This window comes from Bacteroidota bacterium, from assembly GCA_016713925.1.
Classification (GTDB): domain Bacteria; phylum Bacteroidota; class Bacteroidia; order AKYH767-A; family OLB10; genus JAJTFW01.
In genome coordinates this window covers 795,980-818,412 of sequence record JADJOH010000008.1, presented here as the reverse complement: position 1 = coordinate 818,412, position 22,433 = coordinate 795,980, and the positions used below count along the sequence as shown (strand labels likewise).

The following is a 22,433-nucleotide window of genomic DNA, read 5'->3' as shown; positions in this document are numbered from 1 at the left end:
AGACCCATGTTTAGTCGACACAACCACTATAATATCAATAAAAAAGGCTGCCTCAAAACGAGACAGCCTTTTAGAAAATGGAAGGAAAAGTTAGTTAATAATAATCTTCAATTGTTTTACTCCTTCCTCGTCATTCAGTCTGATGAGGTATAATCCGCGAGCAATACCTGTGACATCCACTTGCTTTCTCAGCAACTCACCATCACCTGTACGTTTCATATTCCATACTACGCGTCCCTCAGCATCAATCATATCCATCCGGTATTCACTATCCTTCATGGTAATATAATTAATTTCAAACTGCTCATGAGCAGGATTAGGATATACGGATAACAGGTCGTAATCCGAATTATCCATTCTTATACAGAAGGAGATGGTAATTCCGTTGAGGACTCTGATCGCTGAGTTACCACATGGATTAGAAGCTCTTACCGAAACAACCTGGTTGGCGGCTGGAACTGTATTAAATACCACATCGATATCCTTTGTTCCTTGCCCGCTCACAATTGTACCCGGAGTTACCCATGTATATTGTGAAGCTCCGGCAACAGTAGCGGTAGAATAATGATAGGTAGCGCCGGAACACACATTAACCGGTCCGGTGATAGGTCCCGGTGTAGCAGGTGCACCGGAAACATTCAATGTCCTGATCGCTCCCATTCCACAACCATTGACAGCTCGGACAGTGACAACCGCTGATGTGAATGAAGTATTCCAATTCACTACAATTGATGTTCCGGTATTAGCTCCTACAATAGTTCCATTCGTAACAGTCCACAGATAACTTACAGCATTGGGAACCGGGACTATAGTATATACAGCACCGTTAGTACCACATACTCCGGTAGAAGGTCCGCTGATTGGTCCGGGTGTTAAAGGTGGATTTAACATAACCGCTTTCGTTCTTGCAGGACTTGTTCCACATGCATTGGATGCAGTCAATACAATAGTTCCCCCAACGAATCCCAGACCCACACTTACTGTTATTACGTTCGTTCCTGCTCCACTTGTGATCGTCATACCCGCAGGCAAAGTCCAGTTGTAAGAGGTAGCTCTTGCCACTGCTGCAACAGAGTATGTCACTATATTACCCGGACAAACTTTAGCCGGTCCGCTAATGGACGGAGGCGTTACAGGAGCAACGGCATTCAAGTCAATCGGGGTACATATTAGCTGTACTCCGCAAGGTGTAATTTGATACACACATAATTGTCCGCTGATTCCAGCATTCATGGCAAGATTCGTCCACGTAGTAGTTATTGTTGGCGTTCCTTGCCCACTACTAATAGACATTCCTGCCGGCACCGTCCATTGGTAAGTGGCACCCGAAACAGCAGGTACAGAGTAGGTACTTCCTCCAAATATGGCTGGTAAACAAGCTGTCAGATGAGTGCCTGTGATTGGACCGACACTCACAACGGGAAGAATGGTAACACAAACGGTATCTGTATCGCAACATTGCGGATAGACAGGATCACAGCATACAACCATATAACACGCAGTAACCGGAATTGTATTTCCGGTCAAGCCCACCTGAATAGAAGGTCCTGATCCTACAAATGCAGGTCCTCCGGCAGTTAACCAATACCATGATGCAAGAGAAGAACAACCGGTTACCGCTATGGTCACCGTACTTCCCGAACAGATAGTAGTATCATTTCCTGCAGAGATGTTAATTTGCGCATCACAGCAATAGATTACGCTGATGGTTTTACAAATTGTACTACTGCATCCCGCCTGATTTGTAAAGGTGAAACAAATCGTATACAATCCTGGTGCTCCCGGTGTAAACGTATTGCCCACCACACCAGTGCCGGAGAAGACACCTGTACCACCTGCGAATGGAGACATCACCCATGTGTTGTTGATATCGACGAAGATATCAGCAGGATTCAATGTGATTGGTCCTCCGTTCTGACAAATTTCAGGATAAGAGGAAGGCCAACTTAACACAGGCTGACTGCCTACATAGACACAAACCGTATCCGTATCACAACACGCAGGATACAACGGATCACAACATACTACCATATAGCAGGTACTTTGTTGTGGCAAGGCATCGAATACAGGACCCTGACCCACTACAAATGGACCTTCTACTCCCAGCTGATACCACGTTATATTTCCGGTGCAACCGGTAGCCGTCAAGATGGCCACTCCTCCTGCACATATCGTCGTATCATTTCCGGCGGATACCGTACTTAACGTATCACAACAGAAGATGACTGTAATCGAATTGGATATCGTAGCGACGCAGCCGTTAGCATCCGTGTAAGTAAATGTGATCACATAAGAACCAATGCCGGGAGGTGTGAATGTATTTCCAAAAACACCGGGGCCGGAGAATACGCCTGTGCCCCCTGCAAACGGTGACATCACCCAGGTATTATTAATATCTACAAACACATCGGCCGGATTCAATGTTATTGGTCCGCCATTGTTACAGATATCTGTATAGATAGTTGGCCATGACAATACCGGCAACGGATTCACAAATACGCAAACCGTATCCGTATCGCAACACGCAGGATACAACGGATCACAACATACTACCATATAGCAGGTACTTTGTTGTGGCAAGGCATCGAATACAGGACCCTGACCCACTACAAATGGCCCTTCTACTCCCATCTGATACCACGTGGTATTTCCTGTGCAACCGGTAGCCGTTAAGATGGCCACTCCTCCTGCACATATCGTCGTATCATTTCCGGCGGACACCGTACTTAACGTATCGCAACAGAAGATGACTGTAATCGAATTGGATATCGTAGTGACGCAGCCGTTAGCATCCGTGTAAGTAAATGTGATCACATAAGAACCAATGCCGGGAGGCGTGAATGTATTTCCAAAAACACCGGGGCCTGAGAATACGCCTGTACCCCCTGCAAACGGTGACATCACCCAGGTATTATTAATATCTACAAACACATCTGCCGGATTCAATGTTATTGGTCCGCCATTGTTACAGATATCCGTGTAGATAGTTGGCCATGACAATACCGGCAACGGATTCACAAATACGCAAACCGTATCCGTATCGCAACACGCAGGATACAAAGGATCACAACATACTACCATATAGCAGGTACTTTGTTGTGGCAAGGCATCGAATACAGGACCCTGACCCACTACAAATGGCCCTTCTACTCCCATCTGATACCACGTGGTATTTCCTGTGCAACCGGTAGCCGTTAAGATAGCTACTCCACCTGCACATATTGTCGTATCATTTCCGGCGGATACTGTACTTAAGGTATCACAACAGAAGATGACATTTATCGTATTGCATATGGTACTGCTACAGCCCAGACTATCGGTATAGGTAAAGCAGATCGTATATAGACCGGGAGCGCCGGGAGTGAATGTATTGCCCACTACACCCGTTCCTGAGAAGACACCGGTGCCTCCAGCAAATGGTGACATCACCCATGTATTGTTAACATCAACGAAAATATCTGCAGGATTCAGTGTAATCGGTCCTCCATTCTGACATACATCAGGATAAACCGTTGGCCATGTTAATACCGGTGGTGCATTAACGAAAACACATACAGTGTCCGTATCGCAACACTGCGGATAGAGCGGGTTACAACAGATCACTATGTAACAAGTACTCTGCTGAGGAAGCACATCTAAGATCGGACCTTGTCCAACCGGAATCGGACCCTCTCCTGTTAATGCATACCATACAGCCGGACCATTGCAACCTGTCACGGTCAGTATCGCTACGCCACCCGTACAAATGGTGGTATCGTTGCCTGCTGAGATGTTATAAGTCGTATCACAACAGAAGATGACATTGATCGTATTGCAGATCGTATTGCTACAGCCCAGACTATCTGTATAGGTAAAGCAGATCGTATATAGACCGGGAGCGCCGGGAGTGAATGTATTGCCCACTACACCCGTTCCTGAGAAGACACCGGTGCCTCCAGCAAATGGTGACATCACCCATGTATTGTTAACATCAACGAAGATATCAGCAGGGTTCAGCGTAATTGATCCACCATTCTGACATACATCCGGATAAACTGTTGGCCAAGTTAATACCGGTGGTGCATTAACGAAGACACATACGGTGTCCGTATCGCAGCATGCAGGATACATAGTATCGCAACACACGACCATATAACAAGTATTTACTTGCGGAAACACATCAAATATTTGTCCCTGAACAACAGGAATCGGACCTTCCCCGGTTAACATATACCAGGTTGGTGTACCCATACATCCATCAACCTGTAATATAGCTACACCACCTGCACAAATCGTTGTATCATTGCCCGCAGAGATCTGGAAGCTCGTATCACAACAGAAGATCACATTGATGGTATTGCAGATTTGATTACTGCAGCCTACGCTATCTGTATAAGTATAGCAGATGGTATAAGTGCCTATTGTGGATGGCGTGAAGATATTTCCTGTTACAAATGGTCCGGAGAATACTCCACTGCCGCCCAGACTTGATACAGGCACCCAGTTGTTATTTACAAACACTAGTACATTATTTGAGTCGAGGTAGATAGGCGCAGAGTTTTGGCAGACACTTGGGTAATTCGTATTCCATTGCAGGATCGGAAGTTCGTTCACGTACACGCAAACAGTATCTGTATCGCAACAGGCAGGATAGAGCGGATCACAACAGACGACCATGTAACAGGTAGATGTTTGTGGCAAGGCATCCAAAATAGGACCCTGACCAACAGGCACAGGACCATTTGGAGAGAGCGCGTACCATATTGCAGAACCATTACATCCTGATACATTCAGTACAGCTACACCTCCGTGACAAATCGTTGTATCGTTGCCCGCAGAAATCTGGAAGCTTGTATCACAACAGAAGATCACATTGATGGTATTGCAGATTTGATTGCTGCAACCTACACTATCGGTATAAGTATAGCAAATAGTATAAGTGCCTATCGTGGATGGCGTGAAGATGTTTCCGGTTACAAATGGTCCCGAGAATACGCCACTGCCGCCCAAACTAGATACAGGTACCCAGTTGTTATTTACAAACACCAGCACGTTGTTAGAGTCGAGGTAAATCGGTGCGGAGTTCTGACAGACGCTTGGGTAATTCGTATTCCATTGCAGGATCGGAAGCTCGTTCACATATACACAAACGGTATCTGTATCGCAACAAGCCGGATAAAGCGGATCACAACAAACAACCATGTAGCAGGTATTCTGCGTTGGCGTAACATCTACTAAAGGACCCTGACCGATAACGATCGGGCCTTGTCCACTCATTTTATACCAGGTCGCAGCTCCGTTACATCCGCTCACTGTAAGTACTGCTACACCTCCGTGACAAATCGTTGTATCGTTGCCCGCAGAAATCTGGAAGCTTGTATCACAACAGAAGATCACATTGATGGTATTGCAAATCTGATTGCTGCAACCGACACTATCGGTATATGTATAGCAAATGGTATAAGTACCTATCGTGGATGGCGTGAAGATGTTTCCGGTTACAAATGGTCCTGAGAAGACTCCACTACCGCCCAGACTTGATACAGGCACCCAGTTATTATTCACAAATACCAGTATGTTGTTTGAGTCCAGATAAATCGGCGCTGAGTTCTGACAGACGCTTGGATACACCGTATTCCATTGCAGGATCGGCAGCTCGTTCACGTACACGCAAACCGTATCCGTATCACAACAGGCAGGATACAGCGGATCACAGCAAACAACCATATAACAGGTATTCTGTGTTGGCGTAACATCCACCAATGGACCTTGTCCAATGACGATCGGACCTTCTACGCCCAGCTTAAACCATGTGGCTGCGCCGTTACATCCTGATACATTCAGTATCGCTACACCTCCGTGACAAATTGTGGTATCGTTGCCCGCAGAAATCTGGAAGCTTGTATCACAACAGAAGATCACATTGATCGTATTGCATATTTGATTACTGCAGCCTACACTATCCGTATAAGTATAACAAATAGTATAAGTGCCTATCGTGGATGGTGTGAAAATATTTCCTGTTACAAACGGTCCGGAGAATACTCCACTGCCGCCCAAATTGGATACAGGTACCCAGTTGTTATTTACAAACACCAGGATATTGTTAGAGTCGAGATAGATTGGCGCGGAGTTTTGGCAGACGCTTGGGTAATTCGTATTCCATTGCAGGATCGGAAGCTCGTTCACATACACACAAACAGTATCTGTATCGCAACAAGCCGGATAAAGCGGATCACAACAAACAACCATGTAGCAGGTATTCTGCGTTGGTGTAACATCTACCAGCGGACCCTGACCGATAACGATCGGGCCTTGTCCACTCATTTTATACCAGGTCGCAGCTCCGTTACATCCGCTCACTGTCAGTACTGCTACTCCTCCGTGACAAATTGTGGTATCGTTGCCCGCAGAAATCTGGAAGCTTGTATCACAACAGAAGATCACATTGATGGTATTGCAGATTTGATTACTACAACCTACGCTATCGGTATAAGTATAGCAAATAGTATAAGTGCCTATCGTGGATGGCGTGAAGATGTTTCCGGTTACAAATGGTCCCGAGAAGACACCACTGCCGCCCAAACTCGATACAGGTACCCAGTTGTTATTTACAAATACTAAAATCTGTGATGAATCGAGCACAATTGGCGCAGAGTTCTGACAGACGCTTGGGTAGACCGTATTCCATTGCAGGATCGGAAGTTCGTTTACAAATACACAAACGGTATCGGTATCACAGCAGGCCGGATAAAGCGGGTCACAGCAGACCACCATATAACAGGTGTTCTGCGTTGGTGTAACATCCACCAAAGGACCCTGACCGATAACGATCGGGCCTTCTACACTCATTTTATACCAGGTCGCTGCTCCGTTACATCCGCTCACTGTCAGTACGGCTACTCCTCCGTGACAAATCGTGGTATCGTTGCCTGCGGAAATCTGGAAGCTCGTATCACAACAGAAGATCACATTGATCGTGTTGCAAATTGTTTTAGTACAGCCCACACTATCCGTATACGTATAGCAAATAGTATGCGGACCAATTATTGATGGAGTAAAAATATTTCCTGTCACCCCTGCTCCACTGAAGAATCCGCTTCCCGGAAGAGAATTAATCGACACCCAATTTCCATTTACAAAAACCTGAATCTGTGATGAATCCAATACAATCGGTGCAGAATTCAGACAAACATCAGGATAAACTGAAGTCCATTGTAAGACAGGAGGCGGATTTACATTAATACAAACCGTATCCGTATCGCAACAACATGTTCCAACACCACAACAAGTAACAATGTAACATGTGTTTTGGGTGGGAGCTACATCGATTAGAGGACCATTGCCAACGAAAATCAATGTATCACCGGAGATGGCATACCATTCAGGGTTATTTGAACAACCTTCTACATGAAGAGAAATAACACTTCCTGCACAAACTGTTGTATCGTTACCTGCATCGATAGAAGGCACGTTAGAATTTATGCAAACATTATCGAAACCGGAGGCTTCTCCTACAGCAGCAGAAAAATCTACTCTAAATAACACATTCGTCACATTTGACAGCACTGTTGTCCAATCGCTGAGTGTAGTACCGGCAATCGGAGTCCATACACCTGCAGGTGATGAAGGAGGAGGATTACAATCCGTAATAGGCGCACATATATTTTGCCAACCCATTGTTTCATTCACAACGGTACTTGAAGTGAAGACGAATCCAAGTGAGCCATTTAATATTCTGAAAGTGGGATTCACATTGGTTACTCCGGCAACTCCATCGTCAAATACTTTATAATCGAAACAGAATTCACCGCAACACCACTTGCCGCGCAGATTATATCCGGTTTCAAGTTGAGATGGACCTGCAAGATCGGATGCCATCACGAAAAAGTCCGTTGGTCCGGCCTGTGAGCCACTATTGGTAACGAAAAGTCCAACGTTTGGCGCTCCCGGGAACGGCTGCCATCCTTGCAAGGTATTATCCCAAAGTTGTATCCGGCAATGGACAACAATTATTAAATTCAATATCCAACGTATCTGTTGAATCGGCACAGCCCCATTGATTCGCTCCCATCAGACGGAACTTTCCACCGGGAGGATACACCATCAAATTTTGTGAACCGCTGTAGAACGTGAAAACATTTCCAACCAGCACCTCCCAGTTATAGGAGAAGAGACCGGAAGGACCGGGAATACTTACTGAGTCACATTCATCGCAGAATTCATAACAGCCGGTAGGCACACAACTTAAATCTGGTCGTGGATGCAACGTGATCGCATTTGAAGGAGCTTTACAACCGAATTGATTCGTAGCGGTAACAGAATATGTTGCCGGCAAAACCACATTGATATTCGTACCCATCTGACCTGTACTCCAGTTATAAACTATTGGAGGTCCGAATGGATTTGAAACACTCAAATTAAACATTTGTCCCTGACACAATACTCCACCGGGATTAGAAACAATTATAGGAGGTACAGGAGATGTATTCACCACCACATTTACGGTAGCAGTCGCTGTACATCCAAATGCATTGGTCACCACTACTGTATAGGGTCCTGCATCTGCCAACTGAATATTAGCCAGGACAAATGGGTTCGTCACGCCGGTACCTGTTGGACCTATCCAGAGGTACGTACCGCCACCCACTGGTGTAGTCTGGAGCGTTAATGTTTTTCCTTCGCAAAGCGTGGTATTTCCTGTGATCGCAACCGGTGGCTTAGGATTTACCACAACGGTTACCGGAGCAATTGCCGGATAGGCACAACCGTTAGCTGTTTGAACGATGACGGAGTAGGTTCCGCTCGTTGTTACCCACAAGTCCGGATTTGCATTTTGAGGAGAAGGAATTGCAGGAGCCGGAGATTTAGACCAGAGGTAAGTAAATCCGGGAGGAGTCACCGACAGTTTTATAGAATCGCCGTCACAAAAAGTTAAAGGACCGGATGCAACTATAACAGCTGAGCCGGGTACAGGATCCACATTGATCGTATACGTTGCTGAACCGGTGCATCCATTGGCAGCTGTTACAGTCACCTGATAGGTAAAAGTACCAGGGGTATTGGCAATAATATTCAGATTCGGAGAATTACCACCAACCGGAGTTGAGGGCAATCGAATCCATGCATAGTTTACACCGGCTGCGGATGTTTTGATATTCAAAGCTTCACCCTGACAATACTGTGTACTTCCTGTTATAGTTACCTGCGGAGATTTGTTCACGGTCACCTGTACAGGTCCGGCGGTATACGGACAACCATTAACTCCGATTCCTGTCACGCTGTAAAATCCGCTTGTTTTCACATAGGCGGGATTGTTAGGAACAGGTGGAGGATTAATCACATTCCATGTAAATGGGCCGGGGCCGGATGCGGTAAGAGAAACAGAGTCACAAGCTAAAGCGCCAACTGTTATTGTACCTGAACCGGCAGGGGTAACAGTTACAGGTTGAGAAGCGGAAGATGTACATCCATATATATCCGTTACGGCAAGAGAAGCTGTATAACTTCCCGAAGCCGCATATGGAATACTTGCAGGAGATGTTGTTGCAGTACCACCATTGCCGTTATTAAACAACATGGAGGCCTGATTGGCAAGACTCACAGATGTATTGGTAAATGTATTTGGAGCTCCTACGCACAATGGACTTGACACCGTAAAAGATGCCACAATCGGTAAAGGAACATTTATTGTTTTGGTAATCGTACAGGAAGCGCCGGTGGCAGGATCAAATACACTCAGGTTAATTACATGTGTACCGGGAGCTAACGTTAATGCAGGTGGGAAAGGATTTGTTGAAAGAGTAGCAGCATAAGTAGCATCAAACCATGTCCAGTTATAAGCAGTCGCCAGACCAAGATACTGTGAAGTATTTGTAAAAACCACCTGCATCACATTTGAACCATTGCACTGATAGTCGAAATCAAAATCCGGATCAAACGGAATAGTTACATTTCGGGTTCTGCTGATATTTTTATTACATGGAGATCCATCAGGATAAGTCCCTAATGCAACACCGACTACTGTAACCGGGAACACACCCGGATAAGGATATGTAGCCGAAACCGGAGAGACAGCGCCTGCACTTCCACCGGCACCGAAATTCCAGCCTGTAAGTGTACCCGTATAAATTTTAGTATACTGTTGCGTCAGGCAGATGGGTGGTGTATAGGTAAAATCAATACTATCATTTACCTGGCAGGAATCAATAATCGTTGTACATGAAGCCGTATCTACCGTAATTGCATTCGACAGCTTGGTACATCCGAATGAGTTTGTCACCACACAACTAAATGTCGCCAGAGAACTGATGGTTGTTGTAACAGACGGGCCGGTTGTTCCTGTCGGCGACCATAAGAATGTATAGCCCGGTTGAGCTACCGCATTCATCGTCACTGATCCGGGGAAAGAACAAATTGAATAGGGTCCATTGATGATAGCGATTGGTTCCGGATTAATCGACATCGTAGTGGTTGCTGTTGCAGCACAACCGGCGGCACTCACTACTGTTAATGACACATTATAATTTCCGGGAAGAGCGTAGGTCACAACGGGATTCGATGAAGAAGAAAATCCGGGTGAGCCACCGGCAAATGACCATGAATACGTTCCGCCACCGCTACCTGTAAAGTTTACATTTGAATTCTGACAGGCTGGAGATACCACTGAAATGCCGGGTGTGGGCAAGGGGCTAATTACCACTACATATTTAATCGTTGTATCCAGACAGTTCGCCTGCACTCGCACTTTTACGGTATCTGTTCCTGCAACTGTCCATTTCAGGTTCATGAAATTATTTCCTGATGAAGAAATAATTCCTTTCGGCGAATTGGACAATGACCAGGAGTAATATGCACCAGGGAACAAGGGCTGAGAAAAGCCATACGAAGCCAGCGCATTGATACAGACACTATCCGGACCGGTGATCACAGGCACAACGGGGATATCCTCAACCGTTATTGCTGTTGTTGCTGTATCAGAACAACCTGAGGCATTGGTCACATATAACTGGACATTATAGTTTCCTGCTGCAGTATAGATATGCGATGGATTCTGAACGATGGAAGTTCCCGCATCGCCAAAGCTCCAGTTCCATAATGGACCGGGATTTAGAGTAGAAAAATTAACAGGTGTCTTTACCCATGGATTAGCGGGGAAATAGGTGATATTCGGAACAGTTGGTAAGGGCAATAAATTAATCGGCACCATCACTGAATCCTCATAGCAACGGGATATTTTCAGTTTCACGAAAATCGGAGTAATCGCCGCACTGATCCATTTGATCACAATAGAATCGGTACCGTTTGCTGAAAGAATATTTCCGGCCGTTGCAGGAACGATGGACCAGGTATAGGTGGCATTACTAAGAAGTGGCGTAGGAATATAATAAGTGATCGTACTGTTCATACATACGATCGGATTGCTGCTCGTCACCACAGGCAGCGGGAAATTCGGCCAGGTGGTTACATTGAATACGGGAGAAGAGGCGGATGCACAGAAGGGCGCCGCTGACAACATCTGCACCACAGAAACAGTTCCACCACCCGGATTCCATTGAATGGTCACACTGCTACCATTGGCTGGTCCGACAATTACTCCACCAATGACATTCCATACATAAGTTACACCGGCCATATTTGGAGCAACACTATAAATGGTAGATACATTGGCACAAACTGTATCAGGACCTGAGATAGCATTCGGCACAAGCATATTCACCACTTCCACATTCATCACAGCGGAGTCATTGCAATACACATTTGGTGGAGCATAGGCTGTTAGTTTATAGATGCCCGGTCCTGCACTCCATGTATAAGCATTTAAAGCGGCGGTATTCGGGAAATTTATAATGGAAGGAACGGGAGTCACCAGTTTCCAGGAAACACCCGCAGCAATGGTATTGTTCGTCGTATTCATTCCATTAAAAGGAGCACTGACAGCATTCGGGCAGACCTTCGCCGGACCGGAAATACCGAATATCGGACGCACATCCACAGTAATGGTTGCCACTCCTCCACAACCGGGGTCATTGGTACATTCACCGGGGAGTGTACAACCTGCACCGGTCAGTACGTTTTGATAATTCAGTTGTATGGTAACCGGACCAAAAAATCCGGGAGCCCATTGCACACAAATTCTGCACTTTCCCTGTCCCGTTACTGTACCTGCATTTGCAGGCATCAACTCCCAGGAATGAGAATTCCCGGGAATGCACTCTACTTCATAGCAGCTCTCTGAACCGGCACAAACGATAGTATCTCCTGCAATCGGCATGGTAGCCGGAACAATGTGAACTGTTTTCGTTGTGGGAAAAGGGCAATTTAAAGGAGGAGTACATCCGGAAACACTCAATGAAATAGTTCCCTGAGGGCCGGCACCCCAAATGACGGTAGCTGAATCGCTGGTACTGGAAGGAACAGGAAAAAAAGTTCCACCGATCACACTCCAGTTATAAGTAGTACAATTCGCATTGGTATGGTAAGTAACGGTATCTCCGGGACAGACCACAGAGATGCAAAAAATATCGGGCCCGGATGCCGAATCGACTATAACCACAAAAGCGGTATCATGAGCGAAACCACAGGCATCATAAACTGTCAATGTATCATAATAAGTGCCCGGGGGATAATTAGCAGGTGGTTCCGTATGAACTGCGTTGGTAGAATAGAAACCATTCCCGAAATTCCAGAGACGGCCTGTTGTACCTGTTGAATTATCATTGAAGGTAATCGACTGCCCATTACAAATATTGATCACGCCTGCAACAATAGGAGGAGAAGTTGTGAAATTAATGGCATATACGGTAGGAGGATTTCGAATCACATTCTGCATGCAGGAATCCACCTGACCATTTCTGGAAACGTACCATGTTACTACAGTTGTACCTACAGGATAAATTCCGGGTGCATTACTCCAGATAGAATCATAGCCACAGGTATCGGGATTAGCCGGACCTGTACCCCCTCCTACTCCTGTACCTCCCTTTGTATAGCTTGGAGGAAGCAAAACGACTGAAGAGTCTGGGATCTCAAAACAAATGGTGGTATCTGCACAATTCAATGTACAGCAGGTCAGGCCCACTGTCACCGGAAAAATTATTTGATTATTCTGAGCATCCCTGATCTCAAAAACATAGGTCCCCGGACATAAATTAGGAACACAAGCCGCATAGCCAACAGGATTTGTTCCCGACCAAACCGTATACGAATACGGCGGGATTCCACCTGTCACCAATACGCCGGCAGTGCAGTTACATGGTTGAGATGAACTACAGCAATTGGTGGTACAGAGGGGATCTACAGTTGCCGTAAGTGGCCCCTGAGCCAGACTTGTCAGGTGAATAAAGCAGGCGATTAAAAATAAAAAGAGATGCCTGTAAGGAGTTGGGCTGAAGTGAGTCCTTGATGTTTTCATGGCAGGTATAATTAAGGTTGGCAGAGGTTGAAACCTCGATTAGGTAGAATTCTATGGTAATGAAATGGTCCAATTCAAGCCGACCTTCCATGCCGACAAGTTATGAAACTAAGTCAAATAAAAGAAAAGAAATGCACTTAATACAAGTTGTTTCACCCAAGGGAGAACCAGCCAACAAGTGGCAGGAATGGGGCGATACTTGGTAAATTTACATCCTTCAAAGTGGGGTAAATCAGTATAGTGGGAAACGGAAGTCCTTCGTTTTTAAGACCAAAACCCTTACCCAATTCCCCATCTAAAATATTAAGCATCGCTTAAATAAATTAATGAAGATGGCCCGGTTATCAAATCAAAATAACCTCTTCCGTATAGCCAGCTATCTGAATGATATAGACTCCTTTGGGCAAAGCAGAAAGATCAAGCAGAGCACCATCCTGAAGCGGATAAAATGGGAACTCTTCCACAAGCCGACTATCAGGACGAAGAATTTTAATTTCAGCCGGGTCAACATCATACACCTTCACGGTTAGCCATCCGGTGGTAGGATTCGGAAATACGGAAAATTTCATCCTTTCCAATTTATAATTTACGGATACCGTTCCAAGCATAGTTTCAGAACCATCGTAGTCGGTTTGTCGCAAACGATAATACCAAACGCCTTCCTGCGGAGGGAGATCGTGATGGATATAGTTTGACATTTCATTGGTATTTCCCGAGCCCTCTCTTTCCTCTATAAAAACCCAATCGTTATTGCCATTACTTCGTTCTAAAGTAAAAAAAGCATTGTTAATTTCAACGACTGTAGCCCATTCCAAAGTAATATCATTACCGACCTGAGCTGCTTCAAAAAAGAGCAAATCAACAGGAAGTGGAGAAGGGTTGTTTAACTTTAAAACAAAGGTATTATATACAGTACTGGACATGATATTGGTTGCTGCTCCCGGATTAAAATCAAAATCTCCCGCAAAATATCCGGCAATATGAATATTATTATTACCATCAAGGGAAATTTTTCTACTTATAATTGCGCCACTAATATATCTCGTAGAAACCGCCCAAACATATGTACCGGCCGAACTAAATTTTGCAACAAAAACCTCGCCCCCGGGATTTGTCGTAGTCAAATTATTTACCGGTGCCCCCGGGTTAAAATCAACGGTTAGACCAAACCTGCCGGTTAAGTAAGAATTTCCATTAGCATCAACGACAACTGACATAGCTTCTTCAATACCGGTAGATCCGAAACTATAACCCCAGGAAAAATTTCCTGATGAAGTAAGCCTGCAAAAATACGCATCTCTGTTACCCACAGCTGTTCTATTTGCTACACCTGCATTTGGATCAAGATCTATTGATGTATAATACCAACCGGCTATATACATATTACCGGTAGCATCAACATTAATCCCCCACCCTTCAGAACCAGCGACATTATTTAATTTCTTAGCTAAGATAAAATTCCCAACACTATTTAATTTACTTATAAAGGTATTAAATGAAACACCTCCTGACGATAAATTTGACACACCGGCACCGGGATCAAAATCAACCGTTCCTGAAAATCGCCCTGTTGTATAAATATTCCCAGACGGATCTGCGGCTATACTCAAGACTTCTACATTTTCTACCCCGGCAAATCTTCTGGCCCAAACAAAATTTCCGGAAGAATTTAACTTTGTCACAAAAGCATTAAAAAAACCAACCGGCGAAGCAGTAGTTAAATTAGAAATACCAGCCCCCGGATCGAAATCTTTGGTACCATTAAACCTACCACCAAAAATAATGTTTGAAGAAGCATCAGTAGTCAGCCCGTAAATATAATCACCATCACCGGCAAGCATTTTAGCCCAAACAAAATTTCCGGCATTTGACAATTTCAGAATAAATAAATGTGAACCTCCGGTAGAAGTTAAATTAAAGACACCTGCACCCGGATCAAAGTCTACAGTGCCTTCAAAATCGCCTGAAATAATTACATTACCCATCGGATCGATGTCCATTGAAAAGCTTCGGTCAGCTAAAGTTGCTCCGATTCTTTTCCCCCAGGAAAATACACCTGCCGAAGTAAATTTGCAAACGTAAACATCTGTCAATCCAAAAGAGGTCACATTAACAACTCCGGCACCGGGATCCAAATCTATTGTTCCTCCAAAATGACCGGCTACGAAAACATTCCCGGCAGCATCGTGCGCAACAGAGAATGCATAATTATTGACAGAACCAAAAAGACCTCTGGACCAAACATATCCTTGTGCCATCAGCCCATCCTTAAATGTCAATAATACCAAAAGAAATAAGATTAAAAACCTCATTAACTACACTTTTATAGCATTTATAAAGATTCTTGTTCAAAGTTATAGAATAATTTATACGCCTGCAAGATAAATTTGTTCATTTAAAAGATGACTGACCGCAACTGATTTCAAGATTAATCTGATTTAAACTATTAATTTATAATAGTTTATGAACTTATTTAATAGTTTATGAACTTATTTTCATGCATGCATCAATTGAAGAAACAACTCCTTTTTACGTCTGGAGACCTCTACCACTGAGCCATCACTCATGGTGACAAAATACCCTTCCGTTCTGCTAAAATGTCTGACGAAACGAAGATTGATAATATGCGAATGGTGCGCTCTAAAAAACTGTTGATCCTGGAGCAACTCCTCGTACTCTTTGATGTTACGGGAGGCGGTGTATTTATCCTTAGCAGTAAAGATATGTGTATAACTTCCATCGGCTTGCAGGCGGATAATTTCTTCTACAGGTATGAAGGAAAGCCCATCTTTTACCGGAACTGCCAGTTTATCCGTTTTACGCTCGTCAATACTTCGAACAATTTGGGCATACTGTTCGGAGTTATCATTAGTTTTTGACTCCACATGTTCCACTGCAGCTATCAATTCATCCACATCAACCGGTTTCAATAAATAATCAGCAGCAGAAAAACGTATGGCTTTGATGGCATAATGCTGATGTGCGGTGACAAATATGGTTTTAAAGGAAGGTCTCTCGAAGCGCTTGAGGAGTTCGAAGCCACTTCCACGCGGCATTTCCACATCCAGAAAAATCAAATCGGGTTGCAACTGCCCAATTAGTGCTTCTGCTGTATCCACTGAATCAGCCTGCCCGATTACCTGAACAGTTTTGCAATTTTCCTCCAGAAGACGCTGCAACGTCTCTCTTCCACTTTTTTCATCATCTACAATGATCGCTTTCATCCTATCCCTCCTTTCCTGTCAAATATAGATTTTTAATGATATCATCCAAAATATTAGAGATTAAACATTTTCCTGTTGCAGTAGTTCACTAAATAACAACGAAACTCTGGTTCCGGCAGCTAGACCATCTTCATGAAAGAGATCCTTAATTTCCAGGCTGATATTCGTATGCATAATCGCATTAAGCACTTCTACCCTCTTTACACTAAGTACAGAGCCGAAGGAATTATGATCTCTGACATTATGAATATTCCATTCCATTGCGGCTTTGCGCCCTACGCCATTATCTTCGACGACAATATGCAAATCATTTCCAATAATTTTTACTTGTAACAGCAAGCGGCCATGTGTTTCCAGATGACCAATCCCATGCTTAATAGCATTCTCCAGAAAAGGCTGGATCAACATCGGAGGAATTCGCAGAGATAGTGATTCAATTTCTTCATCCACATCCAGAACAAAATCAAATTTGCCTCCAAAACGCTGTTGTTCCAACTCTACGTACAGGCAATTCGCTTTAATTTCATCGTTAAGCAACACTTCCGACTCCAATGAATTATCCAGAATCATACGCACCAAACGAGCAAACTTCGTAAGGTACTTTTGTGCAGACTTTGTATCATTCTTCAAAATAAAATCCTGGATAGAATTCATTACATTAAAAATAAAATGCGGATTCATCTGTGCTCTTAGCGCCTTCATCTCCAATGAAAGTAATTGTTTATTAAAATCAGTCTTTAACTGCTCCTTCTCTTTAATACTGCGAATACGACTTCTAGTGAACAAATAAACCAATGCCAACGTAATCATTGCTAATAAACCAAGGAACCACCATTGCTTCCAAAAAGGCGTAAGGACGGTGAACTGATAGGTAATCGGATTCTCTGTTAAAGTCCCTGTACTATTTCTGGCGGAAACACTAAAAAAATATTTACCGGGCTCCAGTGAAAGAAATTCCACATGCCGGTTGGTGGTGACAGACGTAAACGTATCCGAATTGTGAACCAGAAAATAGGTATAATAAATCCTCTTATTACTCTTGTAGGAAATGGCCTCAAATCCGATACTAATGCTATTCTCATCATAGTTGAGTTCCTTCACAAAGGAAGTATCCTTATTATTTACAGACAGTTTTGTAAAATGCAATAAGGGGGAAACTGCATTTAGAAAATCCGTATTCACATTAAAGAACGACACTGTACTTTTAGTGGCGAGCCAAACTGTATCGTTTTTAATAATTAAATCATTGATTTCATTATCCGGCAAACCCTCGTTGATACTGATATTCCGTATTTCAACTTCCTTTTTTTCAAAATCTTTTATAATTACCTTCGATAAACCATTATAAGAACTACACCAGATCGTATTTCTCCCAATAGCAATCCGGTGAATGATATCACTACATAAGCCATCTTTTGCTTTTATTGACCATACTGTATCATTCCGCATCAACATTAATCCATTTCCACGTGTTGCGAAACATAGAATTTTATCAAAGCGAGCAATATCATCGACTCTGACATCTTCAAAATCATTATGGAGGAGTCGACTTTCCGTCATTTCATTATTCAAAACACTTACTCCGCTATTCGTACCTAGATAAAGACTCTCATCTTCGTTTTCAAATACACAGTTTGTTCTGTTATATATTGAGGTAAAAAGAAACAACGAATCCCCATCAATTTTATATACGGCATTAATGGAAGCATTTAAGAAATCACCGTTTCTTCGCCTAATAAATCGTCCTTTCAATGATTGAGTACCATCACTCTTTAACGAAAAAAACTTTTTGTTATAAAGGTAGCCGGGGTACTTCTTTGCGAGATAAATTCTATTTGAAGATGAATCTGCGAAGACCCCTGTTACATAATCCCCGGCACCCAGTGGATAGATACATTTAGAAATGTCTGCATTAAATGCTGCCACCCCTCCGCTCCAGAAACCGGCATATACATTCGATTTGTCTGCAGTCAGACAAAGGGGTTCCAGCAAGCTATCATTTTCAAACCGGAATGACTTAATGCGCAAGTCATTCAGATAATACACACCACTATTCACTGTTGATATCCAAAAGCCGCCTTCAAAATCCTGATGTGAACAGGTGACAAAATCGTTCTTCAAAAAAACAGCTTCCTTCGTCAATTCCTGTTCATACCTGAACAAATAAATGCCATTGTAGGTAGCCACCCATAGCTTATGATCAGTATCTTCATAAATATGATTAATTGTAACCGGCAATTCCATTAACAATTGCAGTTGATTTCCGGAGAAATTGTATAACCGGTTAGAGATCGAAATAATCAATCTTTTGTCATGAAGTCGCCGAACGAATACAGGCCCACTTTGTTCCCTCGTAAGTGACAAGGAATCATAAACACCTAAACTATTTCTGAAATAAAACCAGGAGGGCTTTTGCAAATCTGCTAACGAATTCGCTGAAGAAACAAATCTTCCAGGAGCAATTTCATCGAAGAACATTTTATTGTATTCGGTATTCACTTTACTGCTAAAGAGCTGCTCTACTTTTCCATTTACATGAATCCTGTATTCCCCTAAATGACTACAGGAAAATGTTACATTTTCCAGACTATCCACATAAAAATTAAGAGGCACATAGTTTTTAACAAGATTCACAATTACCGGATTGAATTTATAATTATAAATACTGTCGTTGTCCACATAGAACAGACGTCCGGAAAACGTTTGGAGCCACACTCTGTTTCGGGAATCCAGCACCATCTTGAATACTGTATTATCTTCCAGACCATCGGCTGATGTGAACTTTTTAAATTCGTACCCATTATACTTTGCAAGTCCATGATCACTGGCGAACCATAAATACCCGCTTTTATCTTGCAAAACCTGATAAATTTGAGAAGAGGGCAAACCATTTTGAGGAGTAAAATGAAAAAACAAAGGCTTGCTACCTTGCCCGGAAGCAAGAAAGACAGTACAAAGATAACAGGAGGCTATTGCCAGCCAATGCTTCATATTTCTAAAAATAACTGACTAAAAATAGTGAAAACTTAAACAATAAAAAAGCGCTCCGTGCCGGACCTAAATGGAAATCAAATGTCAAACCACTTCTTCTTGTGCACAAGATTAATGGCCTGTGCTTTAGAGCTCACCTGAAGTTTACTGTAGATATTGGCAATATGCTTTCTGACTGTATGTGCGCTCAGGAATAATTTATCGGCAATAATCTTATAATCGTGACCTTGCACTAAAAGTCGCAAAACTTCCAATTCCCGTTCTGACAATTCGGTTTCACCGGCCGCTCCTGTATTTTCTGTCGAATTAACGGGTGATGATCGTGCCAGCATATTCATTGCTTTTCGGGCGATAGAGGGGCTCATCGGAACACCACCTACTTCCATAATCTGGCGAATAAAATCTTCAATTACTTCAACTTTTTCGTCTTTTAACAAATATCCATTTGCTCCGCAACGTATTGCTTCAAATATTTTATCTTCATCATCAAAAATAGTAAGCATTAAAAAATTCACATCCGGGTATAATATTTTCGCGGCGGTTACTGCGGAAATTCCGTCCATTTCAGGCATTTCAATATCCATCAGCACGACTTGAGGTCTTTCTTCGGCATTCAGCAATTTCATCCGCTCCAGAAAATCCTTTCCATTTTTAGCGAGCATCACAATTTGAAGTGATTCAGAAGCACCCAGACCATCCCTCAGTGTGGACCGGTTTTGTTGCTTATCATCTACTATTGCTATCCGAATATTCATAGTGTTCTAGAAATCAAAAGTGAACCATTCACAAACAACAAACAATAACTCAAATGTAGTATAAGATCCAGGTTCATTATTTATCATTAAAACTCAAAATGATCACAGTTCCCGTTGCTTTCTCCGAATCAATATTGATCTTCAATCCTGATTCGGCGGCACGTTGCTTCATATTTTCTAAACCATAATGATTCTCATAATCCAATGAGGTATCAAAACCAATTCCATTATCATGCACTTCAATGGACCATTCCCCCTTTTCCAATGCCTTAAACTTCATTGAAACTAAATTAGCTCCCGAATGAACGGCAGCATTATACACCGCTTCCTGAATAATCCTGAAAACATTGAGTGAATCCACCGGTGACAACGTCACATCGTGTAAGATGTCCTCCACAATTTCGAGTTTTGCTTTCTCGACATCTTCTAACTGCTTCTTTGCATAAACTTTTAATCGATCCGCTAATTGACTAAACGCCACTTTCTCCTTTTTTAATGTCCAGATCGTCTCCCGTAAATCAGCGATTGTTCGTCGGGAAGCGATATTAATTTCATCAAGCATAATTGGAGAACCCATTTTCGCATCATTCAAACCTTAGCGAAACATATCGATTTTCCGGCTAATAAACCCCAACTGCGTCCCAATATTATCATGTAGCTCTGCTGCAATCCTGGAACGTTCTTCTTCACGGGCCTTCGCCATTCCAATCAGAGCCATGCTTCCCTGCCTCTGCCGGTAATGATTAAAATACTGAACTCCGATTACGCCAATCAAGATAAAAAGGGTAAGTGAACCATAGATAATGTAATTCCTTCGTGAAAGCAACAGCTCCTGTCTGACAATTTGCTGTTCCTTTTTCTGCAAGTCGTACTTCGCCGTCATTTCAGCTAAGGCATCCGCGGAGACAACTTTATTGATAGAATCTTTTAGTTGCATTATTCGTTCTAACTCTTTCGAATAACTCAGCATATCACTGCAAGCTTTGTAATTTTCAGCCAAGCCTTCATGTAAAATCAACTCCTTCGATTTAATTTTAAAATCTTTCGCCATCTGCAGCGCTTCTTTGCAGATCAGGATTCCTTTTTCACATTCACCATATGTGGAGTAAAACACACTCAATTGGTACATATCTGACAGGATATAAAAGACATCACCAATTTGCTTACGCACTTCAAGTGCATCCTTCAATAACTTCGCAGCTTCGTTCTTCCTATTCAAATCAATGAGGATGTCTGCCTTAATAGCATATCCATTAGCGATAGACCTCAGATTTTCTCCTGATAATGCCAGTTGAATTGACAAATCAATATATTTCAATGCTGAATCATTTTGATCGATGGAGTTATAGGTAGCAGCAAGATTTTGAGGAACTACAGGATATTGTCCGAGGTTGGTAGTAGTACCGGCAGCACTCATCGCCTTATAAAACCAAAGAATAGCCTCTTTATAATTTTCCGTTTCCATGTGCACCCAACCCACACCATTACGACCGGCAATTATAAATTCAACATTCCCTTGTTGCTCTGCCTTTTTCAACACATCAAAATAGGCTTTCATGGCCTCTTTATATTGTCCCATACGCACATACTGAGCGGCCCGCAAATGCAAAAACCTAAAAAGAAACTGATCCACCATTTCCTTTTTTTGAAGTACGCTGATATTAGAATCGCAAAAATTCATCACTTCAGGACCTGCAGCACTGTTTTGCAATACAATAGCTCTATAGTAATTCAACAGAAATTTAGTGTTTGTTGAAATAGTGTCGCCTGCTATTGAATCCACGAATTGAATATACTGTTTAAAAGAATCAACCGGAATTGAATTCCGTTCTTCCATTAAGGCCAACAAAGCAGCGTACAAATTCGAACCCGTTTCATTGTAGACCCGGTTTTTTAAGACACTTAACCGCTCAGTCTGAGCAAATAAAGAAGTGCTGAATAGGATAAGCAGAGATATAACATTCACGCTAGTTCGCATGATTTAAAGATACTCATTTCCGCAATACGGTAAACAAAAATATACAACAATTTTCCACATTGTCCACTATCTAAATTTCTAAATTAACCAGA

At 42.9% G+C, this 22,433-nt stretch carries 8 protein-coding genes; all 8 read right to left on the bottom strand.

Annotation, left to right across the window (positions count from 1 at the left end; translation table 11 throughout):
- Window positions 1-90: 90 nt before the first annotated feature.
- The 8 genes from IPJ86_17355 to IPJ86_17320 all read right to left on the bottom strand — a co-directional run bounded on the left by IPJ86_17355 (window position 91) and on the right by IPJ86_17320 (window position 22,341).
- Window positions 91-8,004, bottom strand: coding sequence for a T9SS type A sorting domain-containing protein (locus tag IPJ86_17355; protein MBK7888988.1), 7,914 nt, complete (start codon window positions 8,002-8,004; stop codon window positions 91-93).
- Entirely contained in the window at window positions 7,958-13,393 is a 5,436-nt protein-coding gene (locus tag IPJ86_17350) for a PKD domain-containing protein (GenBank protein MBK7888987.1), read from the bottom strand. The genes IPJ86_17355 and IPJ86_17350 overlap by 47 nt, the downstream gene beginning before the upstream one ends.
- 344 nt (window positions 13,394-13,737) lie before the next feature.
- The gene (locus IPJ86_17345; protein MBK7888986.1) at window positions 13,738-15,705 is read right to left on the bottom strand and encodes a hypothetical protein; all 1,968 of its coding nucleotides are present in this window, start codon (window positions 15,703-15,705) and stop codon (window positions 13,738-13,740) included.
- A gap of 183 nt (window positions 15,706-15,888) precedes the next feature.
- Window positions 15,889-16,617, bottom strand: coding sequence for a response regulator transcription factor (locus IPJ86_17340; protein MBK7888985.1), 729 nt, complete (start codon window positions 16,615-16,617; stop codon window positions 15,889-15,891).
- 60 nt (window positions 16,618-16,677) lie between these two features.
- A complete protein-coding gene (locus tag IPJ86_17335; protein ID MBK7888984.1) occupies window positions 16,678-19,608 on the bottom strand; it encodes a histidine kinase in 2,931 nt (976 codons plus the stop codon).
- Window positions 19,609-19,685: 77 nt separating this feature from the next.
- A complete protein-coding gene (locus IPJ86_17330) occupies window positions 19,686-20,363 on the bottom strand; it encodes a response regulator transcription factor (GenBank protein ID MBK7888983.1) in 678 nt (225 codons plus the stop codon).
- A gap of 76 nt (window positions 20,364-20,439) precedes the next feature.
- A complete protein-coding gene (locus IPJ86_17325) occupies window positions 20,440-20,925 on the bottom strand; it encodes a hypothetical protein (GenBank protein ID MBK7888982.1) in 486 nt (161 codons plus the stop codon).
- A gap of 33 nt (window positions 20,926-20,958) precedes the next feature.
- Entirely contained in the window at window positions 20,959-22,341 is a 1,383-nt protein-coding gene (locus tag IPJ86_17320; protein MBK7888981.1) for a hypothetical protein, read from the bottom strand.
- Window positions 22,342-22,433: the final 92 nt, after the last annotated feature.